18 protein-coding genes are annotated in these 19564 nt (G+C 71.2%); 2 read left to right on the top strand and 16 right to left on the bottom strand.

Annotated features, from left to right (window positions below):
* The first annotated feature begins 206 nt into the window (after window positions 1-206).
* Entirely contained in the window at window positions 207-731 is a 525-nt protein-coding gene (locus tag AC07DU_RS14495) for a hypothetical protein (RefSeq protein ID WP_360887186.1), read from the top strand.
* 200 nt (window positions 732-931) lie between these two features.
* Here the strand turns inward: AC07DU_RS14495 and AC07DU_RS14500 are convergent, their stop codons facing one another.
* From AC07DU_RS14500 to pyrR, 14 genes are all read right to left on the bottom strand, one after another.
* The gene (locus AC07DU_RS14500) at window positions 932-3070 is read right to left on the bottom strand and encodes a primosomal protein N' (RefSeq protein WP_479111633.1); all 2139 of its coding nucleotides are present in this window, start codon (window positions 3068-3070) and stop codon (window positions 932-934) included.
* Window positions 3071-3117: 47 nt separating this feature from the next.
* Entirely contained in the window at window positions 3118-4326 is a 1209-nt protein-coding gene (gene metK, locus AC07DU_RS14505) for a methionine adenosyltransferase (protein ID WP_079404387.1), read from the bottom strand.
* A gap of 198 nt (window positions 4327-4524) precedes the next feature.
* Window positions 4525-5739 (bottom strand): bifunctional phosphopantothenoylcysteine decarboxylase/phosphopantothenate--cysteine ligase CoaBC, encoded by a 1215-nt coding sequence (gene coaBC / locus AC07DU_RS14510; protein ID WP_479111635.1) that lies wholly within the window; start codon window positions 5737-5739, stop codon window positions 4525-4527.
* Window positions 5740-5845: 106 nt separating this feature from the next.
* A complete protein-coding gene (gene rpoZ / locus AC07DU_RS14515) occupies window positions 5846-6118 on the bottom strand; it encodes a DNA-directed RNA polymerase subunit omega (protein WP_202202416.1) in 273 nt (90 codons plus the stop codon).
* Between the two features lie 74 nt (window positions 6119-6192).
* On the bottom strand, window positions 6193-6756 hold the full coding sequence (gene gmk, locus AC07DU_RS14520; RefSeq protein ID WP_360887195.1) for a guanylate kinase: 564 nt from the start codon (window positions 6754-6756) through the stop codon (window positions 6193-6195).
* A 61-nt stretch (window positions 6757-6817) separates the two neighbouring features.
* The gene (locus AC07DU_RS14525; RefSeq protein WP_030008746.1) at window positions 6818-7141 is read right to left on the bottom strand and encodes an integration host factor; all 324 of its coding nucleotides are present in this window, start codon (window positions 7139-7141) and stop codon (window positions 6818-6820) included.
* A 303-nt stretch (window positions 7142-7444) separates the two neighbouring features.
* A complete protein-coding gene (pyrF, locus tag AC07DU_RS14530; RefSeq protein WP_453373523.1) occupies window positions 7445-8284 on the bottom strand; it encodes an orotidine-5'-phosphate decarboxylase in 840 nt (279 codons plus the stop codon).
* Window positions 8281-9390, bottom strand: coding sequence for a quinone-dependent dihydroorotate dehydrogenase (locus tag AC07DU_RS14535; protein ID WP_479111873.1), 1110 nt, complete (start codon window positions 9388-9390; stop codon window positions 8281-8283). Before AC07DU_RS14535 ends, pyrF begins: the two co-directional genes overlap by 4 nt.
* A gap of 116 nt (window positions 9391-9506) precedes the next feature.
* Window positions 9507-12815, bottom strand: a complete 3309-nt coding sequence (gene carB, locus AC07DU_RS14540; RefSeq protein WP_479031382.1) for a carbamoyl-phosphate synthase large subunit — start codon at window positions 12813-12815, stop codon at window positions 9507-9509.
* Complete coding sequence (carA, locus tag AC07DU_RS14545) at window positions 12808-13965, bottom strand: glutamine-hydrolyzing carbamoyl-phosphate synthase small subunit (RefSeq protein WP_360887203.1); 1158 nt, start codon at window positions 13963-13965, stop codon at window positions 12808-12810. The genes carB and carA overlap by 8 nt, the downstream gene beginning before the upstream one ends.
* The gene (locus tag AC07DU_RS14550) at window positions 13962-14543 is read right to left on the bottom strand and encodes a PH-like domain-containing protein (RefSeq protein ID WP_360887206.1); all 582 of its coding nucleotides are present in this window, start codon (window positions 14541-14543) and stop codon (window positions 13962-13964) included. The genes carA and AC07DU_RS14550 overlap by 4 nt, the downstream gene beginning before the upstream one ends.
* Window positions 14540-15853, bottom strand: a complete 1314-nt coding sequence (locus AC07DU_RS14555) for a dihydroorotase (protein WP_479031387.1) — start codon at window positions 15851-15853, stop codon at window positions 14540-14542. The genes AC07DU_RS14550 and AC07DU_RS14555 overlap by 4 nt, the downstream gene beginning before the upstream one ends.
* A gap of 2 nt (window positions 15854-15855) precedes the next feature.
* On the bottom strand, window positions 15856-16848 hold the full coding sequence (locus AC07DU_RS14560) for an aspartate carbamoyltransferase catalytic subunit (RefSeq protein ID WP_360887211.1): 993 nt from the start codon (window positions 16846-16848) through the stop codon (window positions 15856-15858).
* 120 nt (window positions 16849-16968) lie between these two features.
* Window positions 16969-17544: a bifunctional pyr operon transcriptional regulator/uracil phosphoribosyltransferase PyrR gene (gene pyrR / locus AC07DU_RS14565; protein ID WP_360887214.1), complete on the bottom strand. Its 576-nt coding sequence runs from the start codon at window positions 17542-17544 to the stop codon at window positions 16969-16971.
* A 263-nt stretch (window positions 17545-17807) separates the two neighbouring features.
* Here pyrR and bldD point away from each other — a divergent pair, with 263 nt between their 5' ends.
* On the top strand, window positions 17808-18308 hold the full coding sequence (gene bldD / locus AC07DU_RS14570) for a transcriptional regulator BldD (RefSeq protein WP_030026184.1): 501 nt from the start codon (window positions 17808-17810) through the stop codon (window positions 18306-18308).
* Between the two features lie 208 nt (window positions 18309-18516).
* On the opposite strand, the gene nusB is transcribed toward bldD, so the two are convergent.
* Together nusB and efp are read right to left on the bottom strand one after the other, a co-directional pair.
* Window positions 18517-18951, bottom strand: a complete 435-nt coding sequence (gene nusB / locus AC07DU_RS14575) for a transcription antitermination factor NusB (RefSeq protein ID WP_360887217.1) — start codon at window positions 18949-18951, stop codon at window positions 18517-18519.
* 3 nt (window positions 18952-18954) lie between these two features.
* Window positions 18955-19521 carry an elongation factor P gene (gene efp / locus AC07DU_RS14580; RefSeq protein ID WP_030008757.1) on the bottom strand — a complete coding sequence of 189 codons (567 nt, stop codon included), beginning with the start codon at window positions 19519-19521 and terminating at the stop codon, window positions 18955-18957.
* Window positions 19522-19564: the final 43 nt, after the last annotated feature.

Consider the following 19564-nt stretch of genomic DNA (forward strand, 5'->3'; position numbering starts at 1 on the left):
AGGGGGGCGTGCGCCCGGCGGCCCACCTGTGGTGGGGAGGGGGCGTACACAGACGCGCGCGCCTCTCGCATATGCCGACACGCCCCCACAGCGTGACCTGGGCGACGGGTGGCGCGTTGGTCAAGAGAGATTGACCAAAACGGGCCGCGCGTGCACGGTTTCTGCGGCCCGATCCGCCCTTCAGCACCGGTTCGAGAGGCTTCTTCATGGCCGACCACGCCACCCACGACGCCCAAGCCCGGGCGAGCCTGCACCTCCTGGTGCGGGACATCGAGCGGGTTCGCCGCCAGGTGGATGCTCTACGTACGCTCACCGCCCAGCTCGGCAATGTGTACCGCCCGCGCCGCTCGGGTCCCTCCACGGGCTTCGTCGTCTACGGCCGGGCCCCCGCGCCCACCGTCCGGCTCGCGCAGGAGCTGCGCGACAGCGTGGAGACCCTGGTCACCGCAGCGGTGGACTTCGACCGCTCGCTCGGCTTCTCGTGGGACGCGGTCGGCTCGGCCCTCGGCGTCACCAAGCAGGCCGTGCACCGCCGTTACGGTGCCCGGCGCGCGCAGTCCGCCGAGTCCGCGGAGCCGCTGGCCGAGGGCGCGACCACCCGCACCCTGGGTCCGCTCCCCACCATCCCCGCCGCCCGCTCGGTCCCGCCGCAGCCCCTGCGCGAGGAGTCCCAGCCCGCCACGGCGGGCGCGTCCCGCTCCACGGCGTTCCCGAGCCCCCGCAACGGCTGACCGGCCGCACGCCCCTCGCCGCCGGGACGCCGACCCCCGACGGCCACAGGCGGCCACAGGCGGCCACAGGCGGCCGCAGCCGGCCACAGGCCGTGTGGCCCGCAACCGGGCTCCGCCCCCCACCTCGCGCCTCGGACGCCGACGAGGCTGAATCCCAGCCCGCCCCGGCGTTCGAGGGCCGGGTCGGGGCGCCGCAGGCCTCAGCCGATGTCCGGCGGATCGATCCGGATCCGGACCGCGTCAGCCGCCGGTACCCCCTTCACCAGCCGGGCCGCCTGCGCCGACTTCAGGGCCGCCGCCAGCGCGGCACCGCTGCCCGGCGGCACGCGGACCAGCGCCCGCTCCCCGGGCGAGCGCTCCCCCCGCCGCCCCGGTATCGGCACCGGCCCGAGGATCTCCGCGTCCGGCGGGAGCCCGGCTCCCGCCAGGAAGGCTTCCACCGCCTCGCCCCGCCCGGCCACCGCCGCCATCCGGGACACCGGCGGGAAGCCCAGCTGGGCCCGCTCCGCCAGTTCCCGTACGGCATGGCCCACGGGGTCCCAGCGCACGAGCGCCTGTACCGGCCGCAGCGTCGGCTCGGCGACCACCACGACCTGCCCGGTCCCCCGGACCAGCGACGCGGCGGCGATCCACCGCCGCAGCGCCTCCTCCCCGGCCCGCAGATCGGGCCGGCTCAGCATCGCCCAGCCGTCGAGCAGCAGCGCGGCGGCGTACCCGTCGCCGGCCGCCACCGGCTCGGCCCCCGGCGTGCACACCACCAGCGCCGGCCGGTCCGGCACCTCGTCCAGGACGTGATCGCGCCCCGAGGTCCGCACGGGCACGGCCGGGAAGGCCCGCCCCAGCTCCTCGGCGGTGCGCCGGGCTCCCACGACCTGGGCCCGCAGCCGGAACGACCCGCACTCCTCGCAGTGCCACGACGGCTCGCCGCGCCCGCACCAGCCGCAGTGCAGCTCCCGTTCGTCGGGGGCCTCCAGCGGCCCGGCGCAGACCGTGCAGCGGGCCGGGGTCCGGCACCGCTCGCACGCCAGCCGGGGCACGTAGCCCCGCCGGGGCACCTGGACGAGTACGGGCCCGGTCTTCAGCCCTTCCCGTACGGTCTCCCACGCCAGGCTCGGCAGTCGCGCGGCCCGGGCCGCCTCGTCGCGCGCCAGCAGCTCATCGCCCACGGTCCGGATCCGGGGGGCGCACGCCCGTACGGTCTCGCGGCTCGCGACCAGCGGCCGGGCCCAGCCGGACTCGACGAGCTGGGCGGCCTCCACGGTGCAGCTGGTGGAGCCGGCCAGGAAGCCGCAGCCGTCACTGACCGCGCGCAGCTCCAGCACCTCCCGGACGTGCGGGAAGGGGGCGTGGTCGTCGCTGTGGCTGGAGTCGCCGTCGTCCCAGATGGCGACCAGTCCGAGGTCGCGCACGGGGGCGAACATCGCGGCGCGGGTGCCGACGACGGCCCGCACCGAGCCGCGGCTGACGGCGAGCCACTGGCGGTAGCGCTTCTCGGGGCCGGACTCGGCGGTCAGCAGGGCGTGCCGGCCCTCGCCGAGCAGGGCCGTGAGGGCCGCGTCCACGCGGGCGGCGCTGCGTCCGTCGGGGACGACGGCGAGGGCCCCGCGGCCGGAGGCCAGGGTGGCGGCCATGGCCCGGGCGAGTTCGTCGGCCCAGCCGGGTCCGGGCAGGGCGGTCCACACGGCGCGCGGGGTCCCGCCGGTGGCCAGCGCCCGCAGGAACGCCGGTCCGGCCCCGTACCGCTCCCAGCCGCCGGGCTCCGGCGCGGGCGGCGCGGGCAGCGGTGGTGGCGAGGGCTTGGCCTCGGCGCGGGCGCTGCGCGCGGGCAGGGCGAGCTGGAGCACGTCGGCCAGGCTGCCGGCGTACCGGTCGGCTACGGCCCGGGCGAGGGCGAGCATGCCGGGGCCGAGCACCACCTCGGGCGAGACCACGTGGGCGAGGGCGGCGAGGGCCCCGTCGTAGTCGGACTCGGCGCGGCGCTCCACGATGAAGCCGTCGATGAGGCCGCCGCCCTCGCGGCGGCCGCCGTGCACCTGGTGGGAGCCGGCCCCGAAGCGGACCCGGACGCGGACGCCCGGCTGCGCGGCCTCGGAGAGCTCCTCGGGGACGGCGTAGTCCCAGAGCTGGTCGAGGTGGAGCACGCCCTTGTTGACGAGGACGCGGGCGACCGGCAGCTCCGCGGCCAGGGCGGCCCCCCGCCAGGTACGCGGCTTCGCCTTGGGCGCCTTGGCCTTCGCCTCGGCGACCATCTCCCGGATCAGTGCGAGCTGCTCCGGCGGGGAATCATTCGCGCTGCTCACATCAGCATTCTTACCAAACCCCGCTGACAGCCAGGGCATGCGAACGGCCCCGGACCAGGAGGTCCGGGGCCGTTCGGCGGCTGTCCCTAGAGACCGGCGGCCGCGCGCAGCGCGTCCACGCGGTCGGTGCGCTCCCAGGTGAAGTCCGGCAGCTCGCGGCCGAAGTGGCCGTAGGCGGCGGTCTGGGCGTAGATCGGGCGCAGCAGGTCCAGGTCGCGGATGATCGCGGCCGGGCGCAGGTCGAAGACCTCGCCGATCGCGTCCTCGATCTTCTGGACCTCGACCTTGGCGGTGCCGAAGGTCTCGACGAAGAGGCCGACGGGCTCGGCCTTGCCGATCGCGTACGCGACCTGGACCTCGCAGCGCGAGGCCAGACCGGCGGCGACGACGTTCTTGGCGACCCAGCGCATCGCGTACGCCGCGGAACGGTCGACCTTCGACGGGTCCTTGCCGGAGAAGGCGCCGCCACCGTGGCGGGCCATGCCGCCGTAGGTGTCGATGATGATCTTGCGGCCGGTCAGGCCGGCGTCGCCCATGGGGCCGCCGATCTCGAAACGGCCGGTCGGGTTCACCAGGAGGCGGTAGCCCTCGGTGTCGAGCTTGATGCCGTCCTCGACGAGCTGGGCGAGCACGTGCTCGACGACGAACTCGCGGATGTCGGGAGCGAGCAGCGAGTCCAGGTCGATGTCCGAGGCGTGCTGCGAGGAGACCACGACGGTGTCCAGGCGCACGGCCTTGTCACCGTCGTACTCGATGGTGACCTGGGTCTTGCCGTCGGGACGCAGGTACGGGATGGTCCCGTTCTTGCGCACCTCGGAGAGCCGGCGCGAGAGCCGGTGCGCGATGTGGATCGGGAGCGGCATGAGCTCGGGGGTCTCGTCGCAGGCGTAGCCGAACATCAGGCCCTGGTCGCCGGCACCCTGCTTGTCGAGCTCGTCCTCGTCGCCCTCGACGCGCTTCTCGTAGGCGGTGTCGACGCCCTGCGCGATGTCCGGGGACTGGGCGCCGATGGACACCGACACGCCGCAGGAGGCGCCGTCGAAGCCCTTCTTCGAGGAGTCGTAGCCGATTTCGAGGATCTTCTCGCGCACGAGCTGCGCGATCGGCGCGTAGGCCTTCGTCGTCACCTCGCCCGCGATGTGCACGAGGCCCGTGGTGATGAGGGTCTCCACGGCCACGCGCGAGGTCGGGTCCTCGGAAAGGAGTGCGTCGAGGATCGTGTCGCTGATCTGGTCAGCGATCTTGTCGGGGTGGCCCTCGGTCACGGACTCCGAGGTAAACAGACGACGGGACACAACGCTCCCTGGGGGTTGCAGCGGCTGCTGGCTGATCATTTGGCGGAACCACACCGGGGGCTGCGCCCGATCACGTTCCGAATGCAGTTTATCGGTCGCCACCGTTTGCCGGACCACCCGTCTCGCCTTATGGGAGCCGTGTGACCTGCGGCACCGACATTCTTACCCACGGACCTGACCAGGAGAAGGGGAATCGGCTCAGGCGCGTCGCGGCGGCAGCAGGGCCGCCACCTGGTCCCAGATCTCCTCTGCCAGGGCTTCCTTCGGTCCGTAGGGGACGTGGTGGTCCGATCCGTTGGAGGAAAGGATCACCGCTTCGTTCTCCTCGGAACCAAAGGTCTTGGCCTCGCCGACCTCGTTCACGACGAGAAGATCACATCCCTTGCGCCGGAGCTTGGCCCGCCCGTTGGCGAGGACGTCGTCGGTCTCGGCGGCGAATCCCACCACGACCTGCCCCTCCCGCGCCCGGTCGGCGGAGATCTCCGCGAGGACGTCCGGATTGCGCACCAGCGCGACCGGCGCCGGGTCCTGCCCGTCCTTCTTCTTGATCTTTCCGCCCGCGTACTGGGCGGGCCGGAAGTCGGCCACGGCCGCGGCCATCACCACCGCATCGGCGTCGGCCGCCGCCTTGATCACGGCCTCCCGCAACTGCACGGCCGTCCCCACGCGGACGAGGTCCACCCCGGCCGGGTCGGCCAGCGCCGTGTTGGCCGCGACCAGGGTGACCCGGGCCCCGCGGGCGACGGCGGTGCGGGCCAGCGCGTAGCCCTGCTTGCCGGAGGAGCGGTTGCCGAGGAAGCGGACCGGGTCCAGCGGTTCGCGCGTGCCGCCCGCGCTGATCACCACGTGCCGGCCGGTGAGGTCGGGCTCGGCCACCCCGCGCGCCAGGACCCTCTTGCACACCTCGAAGATCTCGTCCGGGTCGGGCAGCCGCCCCTTGCCGGTGTCCTTGCCGGTGAGCCGGCCGACGGCGGGCTCGATGACGAGGGCGCCGCGCCGGCGCAGCGTGGCCACGTTCTCCTGTGTGGCGGGGTGCTCCCACATCTCCGTATGCATGGCGGGGGCGAAGACCACCGGACAGCGGGCCGTGAGCAGGGTGTTCGTGAGCAGGTCGTCGGCGAGCCCGTGGGCGGCCTTGGCCAGCATGTCGGCGGTGGCCGGGACGACGACCACGAGGTCGGTGGACTGCCCGATGCGCACGTGGGGCACCTCGTGGACGGTCTCCCACACCTCGGTGGAGGCCGGGTTCCCGGAGAGGGCGGCCCAGGTGGCCTCTCCGACGAAGTTCAGGGACGCGGCCGTGGGCACCACCCGCACGTCGTGGCCGGACTCGGTCAGCCGACGGAGCAGCTCGCACGCCTTGTAGGCGGCGATCCCGCCACTGACCCCCAGTACGACCTTCGGCTTACCCACCGCGCACTCCCCTTCGAGCTCCGTCGACGTCTGTCGTCCCTACCCATGACACACCACAGGCCCGGCAGATGTTCTGCCGGGCCTGTGGTGAAAGGATTCTCGTGCCTTACTGAGCCGGGGCCTCGATGGCCTCGGAGGTCAGCAGACCCGCGTTGATCTCGCGCAGCGCGATCGAAAGCGGCTTCTCGTGGACGTGGGTGTCCACCAGCGGGCCGACGTACTCCAGCAGGCCCTCACCGAGCTGCGAGTAGTACGCGTTGATCTGACGCGCGCGCTTGGCCGCGTAGATCACGAGGCTGTACTTCGAGTCCGTGGCCTCGAGCAGCTCGTCGATCGGCGGGTTGATGATGCCCTCGGGCGTGGTGATGGAAGAGGACACGCTCTACCTTCCGAAGAATGTGGGGAAAGATCGGATCGATCAAGCCCTGTCGATCATGGAAAATCGACCAACGATCAGACAACTTCCATCAAGGCTAGCAGCTCGCGCGCTACGTCCTCGACGGAGGTGTTCACCAGGGTCGTATCGAATTCGGACTCGGCAGCGAGTTCGATCTTGGCGGTGGCCAGTCGGCGCTCGATGACCTCGGGCGATTCGGTCCCCCGCCCGGTGAGGCGGCGGACCAGCTCGTCCCAGCTCGGCGGGGCCAGGAAGACCAGCTGAGCCTCGGGCATGGACTCGCGGACGAGCCGTGCGCCCTGGAGGTCGATCTCCAGCAGTACCGGCTCGCCGTTGTCCAGGCGTTCCAGCACCGCGCCGCGCGGTGTGCCGTAGCGGTTGCCCGCGAACTCGGCCCACTCCAGCAGCTCGCCGTTGGCGATCAGCTTGTCGAACTCGTCGTCATTGACGAAGAAGTAGTGGACTCCGTGTCGCTCACCGGGCCGCGGCTTGCGGGTGGTGGCCGACACCGAGAGCCATACCTCGGGGTGAACCTTGCGCATATGCGCGACGACCGTGCTCTTGCCGACCCCTGAAGGGCCGGAGAGCACGGTCAGCCGCGGACGAACCTCTGCTGCCATAGAGCGATTATCCAGGTTCCCAGGACTGCCTGGGAACGCCGGGAGAACTTCAGGCGACGCCTTAGGCGCCGGTGCTGCCGAACTCGCGCTCCAGAGAGGCGATCTGGTTGGAACCGAGACCTCGGACACGTCGGGACTCGGAGATGCCGAGACGCTCCATGATCTGCTTGGCGCGCACCTTGCCCACGCCAGGCAGAGACTCCAGCAGGGCGGAGACCTTCATCTTGCCGATGACGTCGTTCTCCTGGCCCGTCTTGATGACCTCTTGGAGCGAGGCGCCGGAGTGCTTGAGTCGATTCTTCACCTCGGCCCGCTCCCGGCGAGCCGCGGCGGCCTTTTCGAGCGCGGCTGCGCGCTGTTCAGGGGTAAGGGGCGGAAGAGCCACGCCTACGTCACCTCGGATGTCGAACTGTCGGATACGGACCGGTGGGCAACCCAAAGGCAACACACCAGGCGAGCTCCCGAACAGCAGTGGATCTCGTTCGCTGCTCGTTCACTCTGCTCGGAGACTAGCGGCCATCACCGCTCCAGTCAGCGAGAACGGACGAAAAGTCCTGGTCAGCCTCCACTGAACCGTACATCACGGACAAACTACCCCTGTTTTGTCCGATGAAGGACGTTCGATTTTCGTCAAGAGGTGCGAGACGGCACGCCGCGCGGGCCGCAGCGGGGCCTGCGGGCGGCCCCGCTAGGCGGAAACGGCCTCGCTGACCTCGTCGGCGAACCGCCGCGCCGCGTCGCGCAGGGCCCGGGCGTCCGGACCGTGCTTCAGGACGCCGCGCGACACGTTCGGGACGACGTTGCGCACGGCCTTGCCGAACACGGCCGGCAGGTCGGCCGCCGTCGCGCCCTGCGCTCCGATGCCGGGAGCCAGCAGCGGCCCGTTGATGTCCAGGTCGAAGGAGGACAGGTCGCCCAGGGTGGCGCCGACCACCGCGCCGAAGGACCCCATGGGGGCGGCGTCCGCGTTCTCGGCCGCCAGGTGCGCCAGCATGGTCGCGCCGACGGTCCGGCCGTCCTCACGGACCGCCCGCTGGACCTCCGCGCCCTCCGGGTTCGAGGTCAGGGCGAGGACGAAGAGTCCCGCGCCCGACTCCCGGGCCAGGTCCACCGCCGGCTTCAGCGAGCCGTAGCCCAGGTACGGGGACACCGTCAGGGCGTCCGAGAACAGCGGCGAGGCCGGGTCCAGGAAGGCCGAGGCGTACGCGGCCATCGTCGAGCCGATGTCCCCCCGCTTGGCGTCCATGACGACCAGGGTCCCGGCGGCCCGGGCGTCCGCCACGGTCCGCTCCAGGACGGCCACGCCCCGGGAGCCGAACCGCTCGAAGAAGGCGGCCTGCGGCTTGAAGACCGCGACCGACTCGGCGAGCGCCTCCACGACGGTACGGGAGAAGCGCTCCAGGCCCGCGATGTCGTCCTGCAGGCCCCACTGGGCCAGCAGGGCGGCGTGCGGGTCGATGCCCACGCACAGCGGGCCGCGGGAGTCCATCGCCTCGCGGAGGCGGGTGCCGAACGGGGTCAGCTTCACTGTGCGGCCTTTCGGGTGTCGGCGCCCACCGCATCGGCGAGCGTCGCGTACGGGCTGGCGGCCAGGCGCGCGGCCAGGCCCTTGTGGATGGCGCGGGCGTAGCAGGGGCCCTCGTAGATGAAGGCGCTGTAGCCCTGGATCAGCGTGGCGCCGGCCAGGATCCGCTGCCAGGCGTCCTCGGCGTTCTCGATGCCGCCGACCCCGACCAGGACGAGCCGGTCGCCCACGCGGGCGTACAGGCGGCGCAGCACGGCCAGCGAGCGCTCCTTGACGGGGGCGCCGGACAGGCCGCCGGTCTCCTTGACCAGCTCGGGAGGGGACGTCAGGCCCAGGCCCTCGCGGGCGATCGTGGTGTTCGTCGCGATGATGCCGTCGAGGCCCAGTTCCAGGGCCAGGTCGGCGACGGCGTCGACGTCCTCGTCGGCCAGGTCGGGGGCGATCTTGACCAGCAGGGGTACCCGGCGGTCGGTGACCACGCGGTCCGCGGCCTCCCGTACGGCCGACAGCAGGGGGCGCAGGGACTCGGTCGCCTGGAGGTTGCGCAGGCCCGGGGTGTTCGGCGAGGAGACGTTGACCACGAGGTAGTCGGCGTGGCGGGCGAGGCGCTCGGTGGAGGCGACGTAGTCCGCCACGGCCTCCTCCTCGGGCACGACCTTCGTCTTGCCGATGTTGACGCCGACGACGGTCTTGAAGACGGGCCTGCGGTGCGCCAGGCGCTCGGCGACGGCCGCGGAGCCCTCGTTGTTGAAGCCCATGCGGTTGATCAGCGCGCGGTCCGGCACGAGCCGGAAGAGGCGCTTCTTGGGGTTGCCGGGCTGCGGCTCGGCCGTGACCGTGCCGATCTCGATGTGGTCGAAGCCGAGCATCGACATGCCGTCGATGGCGACGGCGTTCTTGTCGAAGCCCGCCGCGAGGCCGAAGGGGCCGTGCATGCGCAGGCCGAGGGCCTCGGTGCGCAGCTCCTCGTAGCGGGGGGCGAGGTAGGCCGCGACGAAGGTGCGCAGCACGGGGGTGCGGGCCGCGAGGCGGATCCAGCGGAAGGCCGTGTAGTGGGCCTTCTCCGGGTCCATCCGCTTGAAGACCAGGTTGAAGAAGAGTTCGTACATCGTCGAGAAGGATCCCTCTGCGCTCATGGAAAGGGGGACACCCGTCGTGAAACCGGTGTCCCCCTCCCCGTGTCCGGGCTGTTCGGGCTGGCAGGTCCTGTCCGGCCGGACAGGACCTACTCGCGGGCCGCGGTCAGGTGCTCCGCGTGCTCCTGGAGGGAGCGGACGCCCACGTCGCCGTGGTTGAGCGCGTCGATGCCCTGGACGGCCGCGGCGAGTGCCTGGACCGTGGTCAGGCACGGGACGCCGCGCGCCACGGCCGCCGTACGGATCTCGTAGCCGTCGAGACGGCCGCCGGTGCCGTACGGGGTGTTGACGATCAGGTCGACCTGGCCGTCGTGGATCAGCTGGACGATGGTCTTCTCGCCGTTGGGGCCCTCGCCCTCGCTGAGCTTGCGCACGACGGTGGCGTTGATGCCGTTGCGGCGCAGCACCTCGGCGGTGCCGGAGGTGGCCATGAGCTCGAAGCCGTGGGCGACGAGTTCGCGCGCCGGGAAGATCATCGTGCGCTTGTCGCGGTTGGCGACCGAGATGAAGGCGCGGCCCTTGGTGGGCAGCGGGCCGTAGGCGCCGGCCTGCGACTTGGCGTACGCCGTGCCGAAGACCGAGTCGATGCCCATGACCTCGCCGGTGGAGCGCATCTCCGGGCCGAGGACGGTGTCGACGCCGCGGCCGTGGATGTCGCGGAAGCGCGACCACGGCATGACGGCCTCCTTGACGGAGATCGGCGCGTCGATCGGCAGGGTGCCGCCGTCGCCGTTCTTGGGCAGCAGGCCCTCGGCGCGCAGCTCGGCGATGGTGGTGCCGAGCGAGATGCGGGCGGCGGCCTTCGCGAGCGGGACGGCGGTGGCCTTCGAGGTGAAGGGCACGGTGCGGGAGGCGCGCGGGTTGGCCTCCAGGACGTAGAGGATGTCACCCGCCATCGCGAACTGGATGTTGATCAGGCCGCGGACGCCGACGCCCTTGGCGATGGCCTCGGTGGAGGCCCGCAGGCGCTTGATGTCGTGGCCGCCGAGGGTGATCGGGGGCAGGGCGCAGGCCGAGTCGCCGGAGTGGATGCCGGCCTCCTCGATGTGCTCCATGACGCCGCCGAGGTAGAGCTCGGTGCCGTCGTAGAGGGCGTCGACGTCGATCTCGATCGCGTCGTCGAGGAAGCGGTCGACCAGCACGGGGCGGGTCGGGGAGATCTCGGTGGACTCGGCGATGTACGACTCCAGCCGGGCCTCGTCGTAGACGATCTCCATGCCGCGGCCGCCGAGCACGTAGGACGGGCGGACCAGGACCGGGTAGCCGATCTCGTCGGCGATGGCCTTCGCACCCGTGAAGGTGGTGGCGGTGCCGTGCTTGGGGGCCGGCAGGCCGGCGTCGGCGAGGACCTGGCCGAAGGCGCCGCGGTCCTCTGCGGCGTGGATGGCCTCGGGCGAGGTGCCGACGACGGGGACGCCGTTGTCCTTGAGCGCCTGGGCGAGACCGAGGGGGGTCTGGCCGCCGAGCTGGACGATGACGCCCGCGATGGGGCCGGCCAGCGTCTCGGCGTGGACGATCTCCAGCACGTCTTCGAGCGTCAGCGGCTCGAAGTACAGGCGGTCGGAGGTGTCGTAGTCGGTGGAGACGGTCTCCGGGTTGCAGTTGACCATCACGGTCTCGTAGCCGGCGTCGCTGAGCGCGAAGGAGGCGTGGACGCAGGAGTAGTCGAACTCGATGCCCTGGCCGATGCGGTTGGGGCCGGAGCCCAGGATGATGACCGCGGGCTTCTCGCGCGGGGCGACCTCGGTCTCCTCGTCGTACGAGGAGTAGAAGTACGGGGTCTTCGCGGCGAACTCGGCGGCGCAGGTGTCGACCGTCTTGTAGACCGGGCGCACGCCCAGCGCGTGGCGGACCTCGCGCACGACGTCCTCGCGCAGGCCGCGGATCTCGGCGATCTGGGCGTCGGAGAAGCCGTGGCGCTTGGCCTCGGCGAGCAGCTCGGGGTGGAGCTTCTCGGCGGCGGCGAGGTCGTCCGCGATCTCCTTGATGAGGAAGAGCTGGTCGACGAACCAGGGGTCGATCTTCGTGGACTCGAAGACCTCCTCCTGGGTGGCGCCGGCGCGGATGGCCTGCATGACGGTGTTGATGCGGCCGTCGGTCGGGCGGACCGCGGTGGCCAGCAGCTCGTCCTTGTCGCCGGGCTCGCCGACGAAGGTGAACTGCGAGCCCTTCTTCTCCAGGGAGCGCAGGGCCTTCTGGAGCGCCTCGGTGAAGTTGCGGCCGATGGCCATGGCCTCGCCCACCGACTTCATGGTGGTGGTGAGGGTGGCGTCGGCGAGCGGGAACTTCTCGAAGGCGAAGCGCGGGGCCTTGACGACGACGTAGTCGAGGGTCGGCTCGAAGGAGGCCGGGGTCTTCTCGGTGATGTCGTTGGGGACCTCGTCGAGCGTGTAGCCGATGGCCAGCTTGGCGGCGATCTTGGCGATCGGGAAGCCGGTGGCCTTCGACGCGAGCGCCGAGGAGCGCGAGACGCGCGGGTTCATCTCGATGACGATGACGCGGCCGTCGACCGGGTCGATCGCGAACTGGATGTTGCAGCCGCCGGTGTCGACGCCGACCTCGCGGATGATCGCGATGCCGATGTCGCGCAGCCGCTGGTACTCGCGGTCGGTGAGCGTCATCGCCGGGGCGACGGTGATCGAGTCACCGGTGTGCACGCCCATCGGGTCGAAGTTCTCGATGGAGCAGACGACGACCACGTTGTCCTTGGTGTCGCGCATCAGCTCCAGCTCGTACTCCTTCCAGCCGAGGATGGACTCCTCCAGGAGCACCTCGGTGGTCGGGGAGAGCGTCAGGCCCTGGCCGGCGATGCGGCGCAGCTCCTCCTCGTCGTGGGCGAAGCCGGAGCCGGCGCCGCCCATGGTGAAGGAGGGGCGGACGACGACGGGGTAGCCGCCGAGGGTCTCGACGCCCGCGATGACGTCGTCCATCGAGTGGCAGATGACCGAGCGGGCGGACTCGCCGTAGCCGATCTTCTGCTTGACGGCTTCGACGACGCCCTTGAAGAGGTCGCGGTCCTCGCCCTTGTTGATGGCCTCGACGTTGGCGCCGATGAGCTCGACGCCGTACTTCTCCAGTACGCCCTGCTCGTGCATGGAGATCGCGGTGTTGAGCGCGGTCTGGCCGCCGAGGGTCGGGAGCAGCGCGTCGGGGCGCTCCTTCGCGATGATCTTCTCGACGAACTCGGGGGTGATCGGCTCGACGTACGTGGCGTCGGCGATCTCCGGGTCGGTCATGATCGTCGCGGGGTTGGAGTTGACCAGGATGACCCGCAGGCCCTCGGCCTTGAGGATGCGGCAGGCCTGGGTCCCGGAGTAGTCGAACTCGGCGGCCTGGCCGATGACGATCGGGCCGGAGCCGATGACCAGGACGGACTGGATATCGGAGCGCTTAGGCACGATCGGCCTCCATCTGGGCGGTGCTCATCAAAGACGTGAAGCGGTCGAAGAGGTACGCGGCGTCGTGCGGGCCGGCAGCCGCCTCGGGGTGGTACTGGACGCTGAAGGCCGGCTGGTCGAGCAGCTGGAGGCCTTCGACGACCTGGTCGTTCAGGCAGACGTGCGAGACCTCGGCGCGGCCGTAGGGGGTCTCGGAGACCTTGTCGAGGGGCGCGTCGACGGCGAAGCCGTGGTTGTGCGCGGTGACCTCGACCTTGCCGGTGGTGCGGTCCTGCACCGGCTGGTTGATGCCGCGGTGGCCGTACTTCAGCTTGTAGGTGCCGAAGCCGAGCGCGCGGCCCAGGATCTGGTTGCCGAAGCAGATGCCGAACAGCGGGGTCTTGCGCTCCAGCACGCCGCGCATCACGGCGACGGGGCCGTCGGCGGTGGCCGGGTCGCCCGGGCCGTTGGAGAAGAACACGCCGTCGGGGTTGACCGCGTACACGTCCTCGACGGTGGCGGTGGCGGGCAGCACGTGGACCTCGATGCCGCGCTCGGCCATCCGGTGCGGGGTCATGCCCTTGATGCCGAGGTCGACGGCGGCGACGGTGAAGCGCTTCTCGCCGATCGCGGGGACGACGTACGCCTCCTTGGTGGCGACCTCGGCGGCGAGGTCGGCGCCCTTCATCTGCGGCTGGGCCTGGACCTTGGCGAGCAGGGCCGCGTCGTCGGCGATGGCCGCGCCCGAGAAGATGCCGACGCGCATGGCGCCGCGCTCGCGCAGGTGGCGGGTCAGGGCGCGGGTGTCGATGCCGCAGATCCCCACGACGCCCTGCCGGACGAGCTCCTCGTCCAGCGTGCGCCGGGAGCGCCAGTTGGAGGGGATGCGGGCGGGGTCGCGCACCACGTACCCGGCCACCCAGATGCGGGAGGACTCGGGGTCCTCGTCGTTGACGCCGGTGTTGCCCACGTGCGGGGCGGTCATCACGACGACCTGCCGGTGGTACGACGGGTCGGTGAGGGTCTCCTGGTAGCCGGTCATGCCGGTGGAGAACACGGCCTCGCCGAAGGTCTCCCCCACAGCGCCGTAGGCACGGCCGCGGAAGATCCGACCGTCCTCCAGTACGAGTACGGCGGGAGCTTTGGCTGCTCCCCTGGTGGAGGTCGTCATCGTTCGGCGCCTTCCGTCGTGATGGATGAGTGAATGTGGTTGACGGCTTCGACCCAGGCGGCGTGTTCGGCCGCGCGGTCGGAGCGGAATCCGGAGTCGATCAGCTTGTCGCCGTGCGCCCAGGTGACGACGAGCAGACCGCCCTCGGTGAGTACCTTGCCCGCGATTCCCTTGTCGAGGCGGGCGCCGCGCAGCTGCGCGGCCGGTACGAAGAAGTCGGTGGCCCCCGGACGGACCACGTCGAGGCCCGCGTCGGTGAGCGTGAGCTCGACCCGGCTGCGGACGCCCAGACCGTGGGCGACGATCCGGTCGAGCCACTGTCCGGCGGTGGTGGACCCGTGGTACCGGCCGGTCAGGGCGAGGCGGTGTGCCGGCAGACCGTCCGGGGCGGCGGGGAGCTCCGGCAGATCGTTCTGCAGGGCGCCGCGCCATTTCCAGCCCTGCCGCATCAGCCAGTACACGAACGCGATGAAGACGACCAGGCCGATCACCCACGCCATGCGGGCGCCGAAGCTGGTCACCTCCGCCGACTGTCGTTCGGCGGCCTCGGCGGCCAGTTGGATCACTGCAGGTGTCACGCCAGTTTCCCGTCCACGACCGTTGCCCGGCCCCGCAGGAAAGTGTGAGTGACGCGCCCCGGCAGCTCACGGCCCTCGTAAGGCGTGTTGCGGCTGCGGGAGGCGAAGTGTGCGGGGTCCACGACACCACGGTACGAGGTGTCGACCAAGGTCAGGTTCGCGGGTTCACCTGCCGAGACGGCGCGGCCGTGGTTCTCCAGGCCGCCGATGCGCGCCGGGGCGAAGGACATCCGCTCGGCGACGCCCGCCCAGTCGAGCAGTCCGGTCTCCACCATCGTCTGCTGGACGACGGACAGCGCGGTCTCCAGGCCGACCATGCCCATGGCGGCGGCGGCCCACTCGCAGTCCTTGTCCTCGTGCGGGTGCGGGGCGTGGTCGGTGGCCACGATGTCGATCGTGCCGTCGGCGAGCGCCTCGCGCAGGGCCGTCACGTCGCGCTCGGTGCGCAGCGGCGGGTTGACCTTGTAGACCGCGTTGTAGGAGCGGACGAGCTCGTCGGTGAGGAGCAGGTGGTGCGGGGTGACCTCGGCGGTGACGTCGATGCCGCGGGACTTGGCCCAGCGGACGATCTCGACGGAGCCGGCGGTGGAGAGGTGGCAGATGTGGACGCGGGAGCCGACGTGCTCGGCGAGCAGGACGTCGCGGGCGATGATCGACTCCTCGGCGACGGCCGGCCAGCCGCCCAGGCCCAGCTCGGCGGAGACGACGCCCTCGTTCATCTGGGCGCCCTCGGTGAGGCGGGGCTCCTGGGCGTGCTGGGCGACGACGCCGCCGAAGGCCTTCACGTACTCCAGGGCGCGGCGCATGATCACGGCGTCGTCGACGCACTTGCCGTCGTCGGAGAAGACGGTGACGCGGGCGGCGGAGTCGTGCATGGCGCCCAGCTCCGCGAGCTGCTTGCCCTCCAGGCCGACGGTGACGGCGCCGATGGGCTGCACGTCGCAGTAGCCGGACTCCTTGCCCAGGCGCCAGACCTGCTCGACGACACCGGCGGTGTCGGCGACGGGGAAGGTGTTCGCCATGGCGAAGACGGCGGTGTAGCCGCCGGAGGCGGCGGCGCGGGTGCCGGTGAGGACGGTCTCGCTGTCCTCACGGCCGGGCTCGCGCAGGTGGGTGTGCAGGTCGACGAGGCCGGGGAGGAGGACCTGGCCCTCGGCCTCGATGACCTGGCAGTCCTCGGCGGACAGGTTCAGCCCGCTCCAGTCGATTTCGCCCTGCCGGGCGGTGGCGGCGATGGTCTCGCCGTCGATCAGGACGTCCTGCGCCTCGCCGCCGAGTACCTTCGCGCCACGGATAAGGATCTTGCTCATGGTTACTTGTTCTCCTCGGTGCGCGTGGCGGCGGGGGTGGTGGTGACGGCGGGCTCGGAGCCTCCGAGCAGCAGGTACAGGACGGCCATCCGGGTGGAGACGCCGTTGGCGACCTGCTCGACGGCCGTGCAGCGGTCGGAGTCGGCGACCGCGGCGGTGATCTCCATGCCGCGGTTCATCGGGCCGGGGTGCATCACGATGGCGTGCTCGGGCATCTTCGCCATGCGGTCGCCGTCGAGGCCGTACCGGCGGGAGTACTCGCGCTCGGTCGGGAAGAAGGCGGCGTTCATGCGTTCGCGCTGCACACGCAGCATCATCACCGCATCGGATTTCGGCAGCACGTCGTCCAGGCTGTACGAGACCTCGCACGGCCAGGTCTCGACACCGATCGGGACCAGTGTGGGCGGGGCCACCAGGGTGACCTCGGCGCCGAGGGTGTGCAGCAGGTGGACGTTGGAGCGGGCCACGCGGCTGTGCAGGACGTCGCCGACGATGGTGATCCGGCGGCCGGCGAGGTCCTTGCCGAGGCCGGCGTCGCGGCCGACCAGGCGGCGGCGCATGGTGAAGGCGTCCAGCAGGGCCTGGGTGGGGTGCTCGTGGGTGCCGTCGCCGGCGTTGACCACGGCGGAGTCGATCCAGCCGGAGGTCGCGAGCCGGTAGGGGGCGCCGGAGGCGTGGTGGCGGATGACGACCGCGTCGGCGCCCATGGCCTCCAGGGTCAGCGCGGTGTCCTTCAGGGATTCGCCTTTGGAAACCGAGGAACCCTTGGCGGAGAAGTTGATGACGTCGGCGGAGAGCCGCTTGGCGGCCGCCTCGAAGGAGATCCGGGTGCGGGTCGAGTCCTCGAAGAAGAGGTTGACGACGGTGAGGCCGCGCAGCGTGGGCAGCTTCTTGATCGGCCGGTCCGCGACGCGGGCCATCTCCTCGGCGGTGTCGAGGATCAGGACGGCGTCGTCGCGCGTGAGATCGGCGGCCGAGATGAGGTGGCGCTTCATCTGGATGGCTCCGTGGTTCGGGAGGGCAGGCGGGCGGACTGACGGGCAGGGGTGCGGTCGGCGGGCAGGGCAGGGCGGAGCCCGGCGCGGACCCGGGAGGCGGGTCCGCACGCGGAGGGGCTACTGCCCTGCTGCCGGGGCGGTCCGCTGGCCGAGCAGTACGGCGTCACGGCCGTCCTCCTCCTGGAGCTGGACCTTGACGGTCTCCCGAAGCGACGTGGGGAGGTTCTTGCCGACGTAGTCCGCGCGGATCGGCAGTTCGCGGTGGCCGCGGTCGACGAGGACCGCGAGCTGCACGGCGCGGGGGCGGCCGAGGTCGCCGAGGGCGTCGAGGGCGGCGCGGATCGTGCGGCCGGAGAAGAGCACGTCGTCGACGAGGACGACGAGGCGTCCGTCGATGTCGTCGCCGGGGATCTCGGTGCGGCCGATCGCGCGGGCGGGCTTCATCCGCAGGTCGTCGCGGTACATGGTGATGTCGAGGGAGCCGACCGGGATCTTCGTACCGGTGATCTCTTCGAGCTTGGCGGCCAGCCGGCGGGCGAGGTACACACCGCGGGTGGGAATGCCGAGGAGCACCACGTCGTCGGCGCCCTTGGCGCGTTCGACGATCTCGTGGGCGATGCGGGTCAGGACCCGCGCGATGTCCTGCGCTTCGAGCACGGGGCGCATGGCATCGGTGTGCTGCTGGGTGTCCATGAAAAGGACCTCCTTCTCCGCCTCACGGGACGGACCTTAAAGGACGTCTGATGTACGCCTCACACCGTACCAGGAGGCGGACGGTGGCCGGGCACCGGCCCGGTGCGCGGGGGCCCTCACGGGGCTGCTGGGACTCCCTCCGAAGGGGCGGGAGAGGTCATTCGGCTTGACGCATCCAAGTAACGCTGCGTAACCTCACAGTGAGTTACCAGCCGCGCGGCAGAGCCGCACGTGGTCATGTCGTCACAGCGTCCGGGAGCGTTATGTCCAGCGAATACGCCAAACAGCTCGGGGCCAAGCTCCGCGCCATCCGCACCCAGCAGGGCCTCTCCCTCCACGGTGTCGAGGAGAAGTCCCAGGGCCGGTGGAAGGCCGTGGTGGTCGGTTCCTACGAGCGCGGGGACCGCGCCGTGACCGTCCAGCGCCTTGCCGAACTGGCGGACTTCTACGGGGTGCCGGTGCAGGAACTGCTGCCGGGCACGACTCCCGGCGGGGCGGCCGAGCCGCCGCCGAAGCTGCGCCTGGACCTGGAGCGCCTGGCGGGCGTCCCCGCCGAGAAGGCGGGCCCGCTGCAGCGTTACGCGGCGACCATCCAGAGCCAGCGGGGCGACTACAACGGCAAGGTGCTGTCGATCCGCCAGGACGACCTGCGCACCCTGGCCGTCATCTACGACCAGTCCCCCTCGGTCCTGACCGAACAGCTGATCAGCTGGGGCGTGCTGGACGCGGACGCCCGTCGTGCGGTGGCTCACGAGGACGTCTAGTCCCGTAGTCCCCGGCCGTCACAGCAGAAACGTTTACCGGCGGGTGCCGGACCTTCCCAGGGTCCGGCAGCCGCCGGTTTTCGCATGTCCGCGCAGCATGCCGCGCCGCACGCCCGCGCCCTCACCGCCCCATACGGAAGGGCCCGCAACGCGCACGCTGCGGGCCCTTCCGTATGGCGGTGCCGGTCCGTGCCGTGGCGCCGTGCGGTCAGCTCTCGCTGCGGCGCAGGCTCGGCTTCAGGTCCTTGAAACGGGCGAGCAGCCCGTTCACGAACGAGGGGGACTCGTCCGTGGAGAACTCCTTGGCCAGCTGGACGGCCTCGTCGATGGCCACGGCGTCCGGGGTGTCGTCCACCCAGATCAGCTCGTAGGCACCGAGCCGCAGGATGTTGCGGTCCACGACCGGCATGCGGTCGAGTTCCCAGTCCACGGCGTAGGTGACGATCAGGTCGTCGATGCGGTTCACCTTGTCGGCGTAACCCTCGACGAGATCCATCGTGAAGGCGCTGACCGGCGGCTGCCGGTCGTCCGACCGCGCGTGGCGGATCCAGTCCGCGAGGACCTCGCGTACGGACACCCCCCGCTGGTCCGCCTCGAAGAGGATCTGGAAGGCGCGCTTGCGCGCATTGCTCCGAGCAGCCACGGGTTAGTTGCTCTTCCGGCCGAGGTAGTCGCTGGTGCGGGTGTCGACCTTGACCGTCTCGCCGGTGGTGACGAAGAGCGGGACCTGGATCTCGTAGCCGGTCTCCAGGGTGGCGGGCTTGGTGCCACCGGTGGAGCGGTCGCCCTGGACGCCCGGGTCGGTGTGCTCGATCTTGAGCTCGACCGCGGCCGGGAGCTCGACGTAGAGCACCTCGCCCTCGTGCTGGGCGACGGAGGCGGTGAAGCCCTCGATCAGGAAGTTGGCGGCGTCGCCGACAGCCTTCTTGTCGACCATCAGCTGGTCGAAGGTGGTCATGTCCATGAAGACGAAGTACTCGCCGTCCATGTAAGAGAACTGCATGTCACGGCGGTCGATGGTGGCCGTCTCGACCTTCGTGCCGGCGTTGAACGTCTTGTCGACGACCTTGCCGGAGAGCACGTGCTTGAGCTTGGTGCGCACGAAGGCCGGGCCCTTGCCGGGCTTGACGTGCTGGAACTCGACGACGGACCAGAGCTGGTCACCGTCGAGCTTGAGCACCATGCCGTTCTTGAGGTCGTTCGTGGAAGCCACGGTTGCGGAATCTCCTGCACTGGAAGACCACGGATGCGCGCAC

It is taken from the genome of Streptomyces sp. NPDC045695 (assembly GCF_056432025.1).

Coding starts and splice junctions, on each gene's coding strand:
- carA (WP_360887203.1), bottom strand. CDS start 13,965: ATGACGACCTCCACCAGGGGAGCAGCCAAAGCTCCCGCCGTACTCGTA.
- AC07DU_RS14535 (WP_479111873.1), bottom strand. CDS start 9,390: ATGTACGAACTCTTCTTCAACCTGGTCTTCAAGCGGATGGACCCGGAG.
- AC07DU_RS14555 (WP_479031387.1), bottom strand. CDS start 15,853: ATGAGCAAGATCCTTATCCGTGGCGCGAAGGTACTCGGCGGCGAGGCG.
- AC07DU_RS14560 (WP_360887211.1), bottom strand. CDS start 16,848: ATGAAGCGCCACCTCATCTCGGCCGCCGATCTCACGCGCGACGACGCC.
- gmk (WP_360887195.1), bottom strand. CDS start 6,756: ATGGCAGCAGAGGTTCGTCCGCGGCTGACCGTGCTCTCCGGCCCTTCA.
- pyrR (WP_360887214.1), bottom strand. CDS start 17,544: ATGGACACCCAGCAGCACACCGATGCCATGCGCCCCGTGCTCGAAGCG.
- AC07DU_RS14500 (WP_479111633.1), bottom strand. CDS start 3,070: ATGCCCTGGCTGTCAGCGGGGTTTGGTAAGAATGCTGATGTGAGCAGC.
- AC07DU_RS14495 (WP_360887186.1), top strand. CDS start 207: ATGGCCGACCACGCCACCCACGACGCCCAAGCCCGGGCGAGCCTGCAC.
- bldD (WP_030026184.1), top strand. CDS start 17,808: ATGTCCAGCGAATACGCCAAACAGCTCGGGGCCAAGCTCCGCGCCATC.